The 8,580-nt window shown below is 64.8% G+C and carries 9 protein-coding genes; 5 read left to right on the top strand and 4 right to left on the bottom strand.

Annotation, left to right across the window (positions count from 1 at the left end; genetic code table 11):
- Positions 1–80: 80 nt before the first annotated feature.
- Complete coding sequence (locus ACFPU0_RS10170) at positions 81–800, bottom strand: amidotransferase (protein WP_377692825.1); 720 nt, start codon at positions 798–800, stop codon at positions 81–83.
- A gap of 338 nt (positions 801–1,138) precedes the next feature.
- Between ACFPU0_RS10170 and ACFPU0_RS10175 the strand changes: the two genes are divergently transcribed.
- The 3 genes from ACFPU0_RS10175 to ACFPU0_RS10185 all read left to right on the top strand — a co-directional run bounded on the left by ACFPU0_RS10175 (position 1,139) and on the right by ACFPU0_RS10185 (position 2,084).
- Positions 1,139–1,360 carry a hypothetical protein gene (locus ACFPU0_RS10175; protein WP_377692826.1) on the top strand — a complete coding sequence of 74 codons (222 nt, stop codon included), beginning with the start codon at positions 1,139–1,141 and terminating at the stop codon, positions 1,358–1,360.
- Positions 1,361–1,384: 24 nt separating this feature from the next.
- Positions 1,385–1,645 carry a hypothetical protein gene (locus ACFPU0_RS10180; protein WP_377692828.1) on the top strand — a complete coding sequence of 87 codons (261 nt, stop codon included), beginning with the start codon at positions 1,385–1,387 and terminating at the stop codon, positions 1,643–1,645.
- A gap of 67 nt (positions 1,646–1,712) precedes the next feature.
- A complete protein-coding gene (locus tag ACFPU0_RS10185) occupies positions 1,713–2,084 on the top strand; it encodes a glutaredoxin family protein (RefSeq protein WP_377692829.1) in 372 nt (123 codons plus the stop codon).
- A 67-nt stretch (positions 2,085–2,151) separates the two neighbouring features.
- Here the strand turns inward: ACFPU0_RS10185 and ACFPU0_RS10190 are convergent, their stop codons facing one another.
- From ACFPU0_RS10190 to ACFPU0_RS10200, 3 genes are all read right to left on the bottom strand, one after another.
- The gene (locus tag ACFPU0_RS10190; RefSeq protein WP_377692831.1) at positions 2,152–4,296 is read right to left on the bottom strand and encodes a 3-hydroxyacyl-CoA dehydrogenase NAD-binding domain-containing protein; all 2,145 of its coding nucleotides are present in this window, start codon (positions 4,294–4,296) and stop codon (positions 2,152–2,154) included.
- Between the two features lie 14 nt (positions 4,297–4,310).
- Positions 4,311–5,516 (bottom strand): acetyl-CoA C-acetyltransferase, encoded by a 1,206-nt coding sequence (locus ACFPU0_RS10195; protein ID WP_377692833.1) that lies wholly within the window; start codon positions 5,514–5,516, stop codon positions 4,311–4,313.
- A 594-nt stretch (positions 5,517–6,110) separates the two neighbouring features.
- Positions 6,111–6,998, bottom strand: coding sequence for an AEC family transporter (locus ACFPU0_RS10200; protein WP_377692834.1), 888 nt, complete (start codon positions 6,996–6,998; stop codon positions 6,111–6,113).
- A gap of 144 nt (positions 6,999–7,142) precedes the next feature.
- Between ACFPU0_RS10200 and ACFPU0_RS10205 the strand changes: the two genes are divergently transcribed.
- On the top strand, positions 7,143–7,499 hold the full coding sequence (locus ACFPU0_RS10205; protein WP_377692835.1) for a rhodanese-like domain-containing protein: 357 nt from the start codon (positions 7,143–7,145) through the stop codon (positions 7,497–7,499).
- Between the two features lie 3 nt (positions 7,500–7,502).
- Positions 7,503–8,300, top strand: a complete 798-nt coding sequence (locus ACFPU0_RS10210; RefSeq protein ID WP_377692837.1) for a c-type cytochrome — start codon at positions 7,503–7,505, stop codon at positions 8,298–8,300.
- Positions 8,301–8,580: the final 280 nt, after the last annotated feature.

Consider the following 8,580-nt stretch of genomic DNA (forward strand, 5'->3'; position numbering starts at 1 on the left):
ATCGCATGGATTTCCACGCTGCCCGGAGCCCTCATGAAAAAGCCCGCCTGATGGCGGGCCTCCCTATTCCGCGACCAGGATCAGGCGGCACGGTCGCGGGCGATGAAACGCATCATCCACTCGGCGACGGCGGCGCCCTGGTGGTCGCGATCCAGGCTGCTCACGCCCTGCTTGTAGATCTCGTCGCCGAGGAAGTCCTGGCGCAGGTCAAGCAAAGCGCGGGAGTAGTCATGGACGAACTCCGGGTGCCCCTGGAAGCACAGCACCTGGTCACCGATGGTGTAGGCGGCATTCGGGCAGAAATCACTGGAGGCCAGCAGGGTAGCGTTTTCCGGCAGCCGAGTGACCTGGTCCTGGTGGCTGATAAGCAGGGTCAGGTCATCCAGTGCGGGGGTCATCCATTCCGGCTTCTGCTTCAGCTGGTAGCTGTGGGTCCCCACGCCCCAGCCCTGGGTGGCGCGCTCGGTGCGACCGCCCAGCAAGAGGGCCAGCAGCTGGTGGCCGAAGCACACGCCCAGCAGCTTGTCACCAGCCTCGTAACGCGCCAGCAGGAACTCCTTGAGTCTGATGATCCAGGGGTCGGTGCCGAAGGAGTCAGCCTTGCTGCCAGTTACCAGGTAAGCGTCGAATTTCTCGTCTTCAGGCGGGTAATGCCCCTGCACCACGTTGTAGACACTGAACTCCGCTGCAATCGGCTGCTTGGCGAACAGCTGCTCGAACATCAGGCCGTAGCCTTTGTATTGCTCGACCAGTTCGGGGCGGAGAATGTCAGTTTCGAGAATGCAGATGCGAAGTGGCATTAGCTCATGGTTCCTGAAATGCAGAGAGACTCTATGTTGGGAAAATGTGCGTTTTATTTAACACAGTGCCGGAGCGATTGAAATACCGCCCGATGCTCCCCGCCATGGTCGACGCCTAACGGCCCCATAGACTGCGCCGATCTCCCCGCTCCCCAATCGATGGACAAGACGCCCTGCCGCTCTAACCCGCGGCCTGCGGAAGTACGTCAATAAAAATTGACGGCATCCTGCGGAACTATTGGTGGCGTCGATATTTACCATGCCCATTGCTCGTTTTCTCATCGAAACGCTTTTCGCGACTCTATGCCCACCCAAGCCCCAGGCCACGGAGTCACGACATGAGCAACCCCACCATCAAGTACGCACGCAACGGCGCCCTCGCCAGCCTCGGCCTGTATTTCGTCGTGGTGATGGTGGTCCTGGCCGTCAGCTTCGGCTACGAGCGCGGCCGCATCGGCGTGAGTCCCACCGACGCCTCCATGAGCTTCTACCAGCAGCTCAGCCAGAGCATCCCGGTACTGCTGGCAAGCGAGAAGAAACCCAGCGGAAGACAAGGCTGAATCCAAGGACAGGCAACACCGATCATGAAACAGCACAAGACCCGACTCTATTTCCTTACCGCCCTGGCAGTCATGACCAACGGCTTTTCGCTGATTGGCTGCGCCCATGGCTCGGTGGGGGCGGTGGCCAAGAACATCGAGGCCAACCACAACATCAGTCGCGGCATCGCCACCGAGCTGGGCCTGCGTGGCCATTCCGGCAACCCGCCCGCCGGCCGCGACTTCCCGCTTGCGGCTGTGTTCGACATGAGTTCGCTGGTGTGCTGCAGCGACCACCTGGCGTGAAAGGCGGTCGCACCCGGCAAGTTCCAGTAGACTGCCGCCCCCGTTTTTCAATCAAGGGTTTGCAGCAGTGTTCATCAAGGCATTACGAGTCGGCCTGGGCCAGTTGATCATCTTCCTCGACCTCATCACCCGCCCGCGCAAGCTGCGCCGCAGCCCCGAGGCGCAAGCCCGGGTCGCGGAAGAAACCGCCAGCCTCGCGCTCTACCAGTTCAACGCCTGCCCCTTCTGTGTGAAGACCCGCCGCGCCATGCACCGGCTGAACCTGCCGATCACCCTGCGCGATGCGAAGAACGATGAAGCCCATCGCGCCGCCCTGCTGTCCGGTGGCGGCAAGATCAAGGTGCCTTGCCTGCGTATCGAGGAAAATGGCGAAAGCCGCTGGATGTACGAATCCAACGACATCATCCGTTACCTGGAAAACCGTTTCGCCAAGGCGTGAGTCCACGCAGGGTGCAGCATGAAAAACCGGCTCGCGAGGAGCCGGTTTTTTCTTTCGGGGCGGTTGATCAGAACAGCTCGCCCCTGGCCGCCTTGTCCAGCAGCAGCGCCGGCGGCTCGAAGCGCTCGCCGTATTGCTCGGCCAGGTAGCGGGCGCGGGCGACGAAATCGCGCAGTCCGTACTGGTTGATGAACTGCAGCACACCCCCGGTCCAGGCGGCGAAGCCGATACCGAAGATCGAGCCGATGTTGGCGTCGGCGGTGGAGTGCAACACCCCCTCCTCCACGCAGCGCACGCTCTCGATGGCCTGGATGAAGAGGATGCGATCGCGCACGTCCTCCTGCGGGATCTGCCGGTCGGCCTTCTCGAAGCGCGCCTTGAGCCCCGGCCAGAGATGCTTCCTGCCGCCTGCCGGGTACTCGTAGAAGCCGCCGCCCGCCGCCTTGCCGGGGCGTTTGTATTCGTTGAGCATCAGGTCGATCACGGCGAAGGCCGGATGCTGCGGCACCGCCCTGCCCTCGGCCTTGAGGTCTTCGGCGGTCTGCTTGCGGATGTGGGCCATCAGGCTCATGGAGACCTCATCGGAGATCGCCAGGGGGCCCACCGGCATGCCGGCCTTGCGGGTCTCGTTCTCGATCATCGCCGCCGACACGCCCTCGCCCAGCATGGCGATGCCTTCGTTGGTGAAGGTGCCGAACACCCGGGAGGTGAAGAAGCCACGGCTGTCGTTGACCACGATGGGCGTCTTCTTGATCTGCAGCACGTAGTCGAAGCCACGGGCCAGGGTTTCGTCCGAGGTCTTCTCGCCGCGGATGATCTCCACCAGCGGCATGCGGTCCACCGGGCTGAAGAAGTGCAGGCCGATGAACTTCTCGGGCCTGGCCACCGCCCGGGCCAGGCCGGTGATGGGCAGGGTGGAGGTGTTGGAAGCGATCACCGCGTCCGGCAGTGCTGCGGCCTCGGCGGCGGCGCTGACCTTGGCCTTCAGCTCACGGTTCTCGAACACGGCTTCGATGATCAGGTCGCAACCGTCGAAGTCGGCGTCGCTGGCGGTGGCCTTGATGCGGCCAAGGATGGCATCACGCTTCTCGGCCGCCATGTGGCCACGGCTCACCAGTTGGTCCAGCAGGTCCTGGGTGTAGGCCTTGCCCTTCTCCGCCGCCTCCACCGATACATCCTTGAGCACCACGTCGATACCGGCGATGGCCGAGACGTAGGCGATGCCCGCGCCCATCATGCCGGCGCCGAGCACGCCGACCTTCTTCGTCACGTAGGGAGCCGGTCCCTTGGGCCGCGAGCTGCCGGCGCCGATCTCGTTCAGCTGGAACCAGAAGGTGCCGATCATGTTCTTCGCCACCTGGCCGGTAGTGAGCTCGGTGAAGTAGCGCGCCTCGATCAGCTGGGCGGTATCGAAGTCCACCTGGGCGCCTTCGACGGCGGCGCACATGATCTTCTCCGGCGCCGGGAAGCAACCCTTGGTCTTGTCGCGCAGCACCGACGGGGCGATGGCCAGCATCTGCGCCACATTGGGGCTGGACGGGGTGCCGCCGGGGATCTTGTAGCCGGGCGCGTCCCAGGGCTGCACCGACTTGGGATTGGCCAGGATCCAGGCGCGGGCCTTGGCCAGCATCTCGTCCGGGGTCTGGGCGATGTCATGGATCAGGCCGGCCCTGAGGGCCTGCTCCGGACGCACCTTGCGGCCTTCGGCGAGGTACGGCAGGGCCTTCTCGATGCCCAGCAGGCGCACCATGCGCACCACGCCACCGCCGCCGGGCAGCAGGCCGAGGGTCACTTCCGGCAAGCCGAGCTGCACGGTGCTGTCGTTCAGGGCGATGCGCTGATGGCAGGCCAGGCAGATTTCCCAGCCGCCGCCCAGGGCCGCGCCATTGATGGCGGCCACCACCGGCTTGCCGAGGGTTTCCAGGCGGCGCAGCTGGCCCTTGATGCCCAGCACCATCTGGTAGAAGGCGTTGGCTTCGGCCTTGGTGACCTTGATCAGTTCGTTGAGGTCGCCGCCGGCGAAGAAAGTCTTCTTGGCCGAGGTGATGATGACCCCGGCGATGCTGTCCTTCTCAGCCTCCAGGCGCGCGACGGCCTTGCCCATGGCTTCGCGGTACACCGCGTTCATGGTGTTGGCGCTCTGGCCGGGCATGTCCATGGTCAGGACGACGATATTGTCCTGGCCTTTTTCGTAACGGATGGCGTCTGTCATTCTTCTTCTCCGCCTCAAACCTTCTCAATGATGGTTGCGATGCCCATGCCGCCACCGACACAAAGGGTGGCCAGGCCGTAGCGCAGGTTGCGCGCCTCCAGCTCGTCCAGCAGGGTGCCGAGGATGGCGCAGCCGGTGGCCCCCAACGGGTGGCCCAGGGCGATGGAGCCGCCGTTGACGTTGACCTTCTCCTCCGGTACGCCCATGTCCTTCATGAACTTCATCACCACCGAGGCGAAGGCTTCGTTGACTTCGAACAGGTCGATGTCCGCCACCGTCAGCCCGGCCTTGGCCAGGGCCTTGCGGGTAGCCGGCGCCGGGCCGGTGAGCATGATGGTCGGGTCGGTGCTGGTCACCGCCGTGGCGACGATGCGCGCGCGAGGTTTCAGCCCCAGTTCCCTGCCCTTGGCGGCGGAGCCGATGAGCATGGCGGCGGCGCCGTCGACTATGCCGGAGCTGTTGCCCGGGGTGTGCACGTGCTCGATGCGCTCCACCTGGCTGTACTTGCGCAGGGCGGTGGCGTCGAAGCCCATCTGCCCCATCATCTCGAAGCTGGGTTTCAAGGCGCCCAGGCCTTCCAGGGTGGAGTCGCCACGGATGAACTCGTCATGGTCGAGCAGGACGATGCCATTCTGGTCGGTGACCGGCACCAGGGACTTGGCGAAGGTGCCGCTGGCACGGGCGCGGGCGGCCTTCTGCTGGGAACGCAGGGCGAAGGCATCGACATCCTGGCGGCTGAAGCCTTCCAGGGTGGCGATCAGGTCCGCACCGATGCCCTGGGGCACGAAGCTGGTGTGCAGGTTGGTTTCCGGGTCCATGGCCCAGGCGCCACCGTCCGAGCCCATGGGCACGCGGGACATGGACTCGACGCCACCGGCCACCACCAGGTCCTCGAAACCGGAACGCACCTTCATCGCCGCCAGGTTCACCGCCTCCAGGCCCGAGGCGCAGAAACGGTTGATCTGCTGGCCGGCGACGCTTTCGTCCCAGTCGGCCACCAGCGCGGCGGTCTTGGCGATGTCGGCGCCCTGATCGCCCACCGGCGTCACGCAACCGAGAACGATGTCGTCCACCTGGCTGGTGTCCAGGTCGTTGCGCTCGGCCAGGGCGCGCAGCAACCCGGCGATCAGGTTGACCGGCTTGACGCTGTACAGAGCGCCGTCCTTCTTGCCCTTGCCGCGGGGCGTGCGCACCGCGTCGAAAATGAATGCTTCGGTCATGGCGTCCTCTTGAGGCAGCTGGTGGCAACGGCTGTGCCTGTTGTTCTTGTAGGTCGACCGCCGGTGCCCCGGCAGGCTATGGCTACCTTATCGCTATAGGCCATCGGCTCAATGACGGAAATGCTCAGGCCCATTGACCGCTGCGCTCAGACGAACGGTCGGCTGATGGCCAGTTGCCTGCGAACCTGAAAGGGATGTGTCTGGCCTCGGGGCTGGTGGATAGCGATCAGCCACCCTCGATAGCCGGGCATTACTAAACCGAGCGTGCTAGTTACCAACCGATATAAGCGCGATGTGATGCCGGCCCTAGAGTTTGAAATGCAAGTGGTCGCTGCCGGGTTTTGCCGGGGCGGCGTTTTTATCCAAAGCCACGGGGGAAGGTGAGGTTCAGGGCCGGCCGTAGGGAGCCCTGACCGACGCGCCTCCAACAACAACAAAGGCAGTTGGCCATGATAAAGCAGCCGAAAATGCGGCAAGCGAGCCTGATCGTCTTTGCCACCACCGTCATTCTCATCCTTCCCAACCTGACCCGTCTGGTCAGCTGAAAGTCGTTCAACCACTGGTCGTCCTGTGCTGCGTACCGCGCCCATGCGGTCAACGCAGCGCGGGTAACCACCACGCCAGCAGCAGCGGTATCAACACGAAGGACAGCAGCGTCGAACACAGTACCAGGCTGGCAACCGCTTCCGGCGAACGTCCCGCGCGCACCGCGAACAGATAGTTGCACACCGCCACCGGCATCGCCGATTGCATCACCAGCACGCCCTGGGCGAGCGGCGGCAGCCCCAGCGCCAGCCCCACCAACCAGCCCGCGGCAGCACCACAGAGAATCCGCAATGCGCCCAGCAGCATGCCGTTGCCCAACTGATGCACGCGGATGCTGGCCAAGGATACGCCGAGGGTCAGCAGCATCAGCGGTATGGTCATGCCGCCCAGCAGACCGAGGGTGTTGGCCACCCAGCGCGGCAGTTCGATGTCCCAGACCACCAGGGGCAAGGCCAGGGCCAGGCTGATGATGATGGGATTGGCCAGCAGCCGCTTCGGCGACCGTTCGCTGCCGGACAGCAACAGGCCAAGGCTGAAATGCCCCACCGAGAGCACCAGGAAGAAGGCCACTGCCAGCGCCAGGCCCTTCTCGCCGAAGGCGTACAAGGCGATGGGCAGGCCCATGTTGCCGGAGTTGGGGAACAGATAGGCCGGCACCAGGATGCGCCAGTCCTGCTTGAACGCCCGGCTGAGCAGGCTGCCGACCAGCCCCATGGCCAGCATCACCAGCAGACAGGCGATGGCCAGTTGGCCGAAGGCGTGGCGATTGATCTCGGTGCGACTCAGGGTGGAGAGCACCAGGCTCGGGGTGCCGATGTTCAGCACCAGGCGCGCGATGAATTCGGTGGGATAGGGCTGCCCGGAGCGGGCCCAGCCATATCCAATGCCGGCGACGATCAGCACCGGCGCCATCACCGCGAACAACTCGGCCAGCATGGGCTCTCCTTAAGAGCTTCCGGCGCCCGGACGCGGGACTGAAAAAAGCTCTGGTTATGACGGAAAGCCGCGATCCTAACGGCCTGCGCCCGCTTGGAGCAATTGTGCTAGGTTGCCTGAACAGCCGTCATGGGAGCCGCCATCATGCGTACCCTGCTCGCCATACTCACCCTTGCCCTGAGCCTGCCGGCCACCGCCGGCGATACCGACCAGGCTGCCGCTGTCGAAACCATGCGCCAGTCGAATGCCGTGCTGATCGATGTGCGCACCCCGGAGGAAGTCGCCGAAGGCGCCATTCCCGGTGCGCGCAATATCGGCTACGAGGAAATCGGCGACCACATCGCCGAATTCGCTCCGGACAAGGACACCCCCATAGTGCTCTACTGCCGCAGCGGTCGCCGTTCCAGCATCGCCCAGGACAGCCTGCAGGAGCTGGGCTATACCCGGGTGATCAATGGCGGCGGCTACCTGGACCTGAAAACCGCCCTGGACAAGGATTGATCGATGCGCAAAGCGCTGCTCGCCCTGCTCTTCTGTTTCACCCCGCTCCACGCCGCCGAGCTGACCCTGGAACTGCCCGGCGGCACCCGCACCTGGGACACCGCAGCCCTGCTCGCGCACCCCCAGGCGCAGGAGGTGAGCATTCCGGATGACGTCTCCTACAAGCAGACCATGCGCTACCGCGCCATTCCCCTGGCCGCACTGCTGGAAGGGGTGACCCCGGCCCAGCACCTGCAGGCCGTGGCTCTGGACGGTTTCGCCGCCGAACTGGCCGCCGCACCGCTGCTGGCCAAGGATGGCGCTCGCGCCTGGCTGGCCATCGAGGACCCGGCCAGACCCTGGCCCCCGCTGGCAAGCGGAAAGCCCAGCGCCGGGCCCTTCTACCTGGTCTGGACCGACCCTGCGAGCGCCGATATCGGCCCGGAACAATGGCCCTTCCAGGTGGCTCGCATCCGCTACCTGCCGTCCGTGGCCGAACGCTTCCCCGCCTTGCGCCCGGCGGCCGACGCCAGCATCGACGTGCAAGCCGGCTTCACCCAGTTCCAGAAGAACTGCCTGGCTTGCCACCGCCTCAATGGCGCCGGAGACGCCCAGTTCGGCCCGGACCTGAACATTCCCCACAACCCCACCGAATACCTGGCCGGGGACTTCCTGCCCCGCTACATCCGCGACCCGCAAAGCCTGCGCCGCTGGCCCCAGGGCAAGATGCCGGGATTCTCGAAGGATGCGCTCAGTGATGAACAGCTGGGACAGCTGATCGGGTATCTGAAGCATATGGCGGGGAGGAAGGTGAAGCCCTGAGGGTTTCCTGGCCGCTCATTCTGGTGGGCGAGTTCATTCGCGAAAGAGGCCTTCGAGCCCCTGCAATGCCCACCAGCCCTCACCCCAACCCTCTCCCTGAAGGGAGAGGGGGCTGGCTGTGCCAAGGGTGAATTCCGTAGTTCTCGCATGACCCCTGCAGGGGCGAATTCATTCGCCGAGGAAACCGCAGGCCTCCCCGCGGAGCGCCCTGCCACGACCACCTGCCCTCACCCCAACCCTCTCCCTGAAGGGAGAGGGGGCTGGCTGTGCCAACGGTGAA

Source organism: Pseudomonas sp. GCM10022186 (assembly GCF_042656385.1).
GTDB lineage: Bacteria > Pseudomonadota > Gammaproteobacteria > Pseudomonadales > Pseudomonadaceae > Metapseudomonas.

Coding starts and splice junctions, on each gene's coding strand:
- ACFPU0_RS10195 (WP_377692833.1), bottom strand. CDS start 5,516: ATGACCGAAGCATTCATTTTCGACGCGGTGCGCACGCCCCGCGGCAAG.
- ACFPU0_RS10190 (WP_377692831.1), bottom strand. CDS start 4,296: ATGACAGACGCCATCCGTTACGAAAAAGGCCAGGACAATATCGTCGTC.
- ACFPU0_RS10175 (WP_377692826.1), top strand. CDS start 1,139: ATGAGCAACCCCACCATCAAGTACGCACGCAACGGCGCCCTCGCCAGC.
- ACFPU0_RS10170 (WP_377692825.1), bottom strand. CDS start 800: ATGCCACTTCGCATCTGCATTCTCGAAACTGACATTCTCCGCCCCGAA.
- ACFPU0_RS10180 (WP_377692828.1), top strand. CDS start 1,385: ATGAAACAGCACAAGACCCGACTCTATTTCCTTACCGCCCTGGCAGTC.
- ACFPU0_RS10210 (WP_377692837.1), top strand. CDS start 7,503: ATGCGCAAAGCGCTGCTCGCCCTGCTCTTCTGTTTCACCCCGCTCCAC.
- ACFPU0_RS10205 (WP_377692835.1), top strand. CDS start 7,143: ATGCGTACCCTGCTCGCCATACTCACCCTTGCCCTGAGCCTGCCGGCC.
- ACFPU0_RS10200 (WP_377692834.1), bottom strand. CDS start 6,998: ATGCTGGCCGAGTTGTTCGCGGTGATGGCGCCGGTGCTGATCGTCGCC.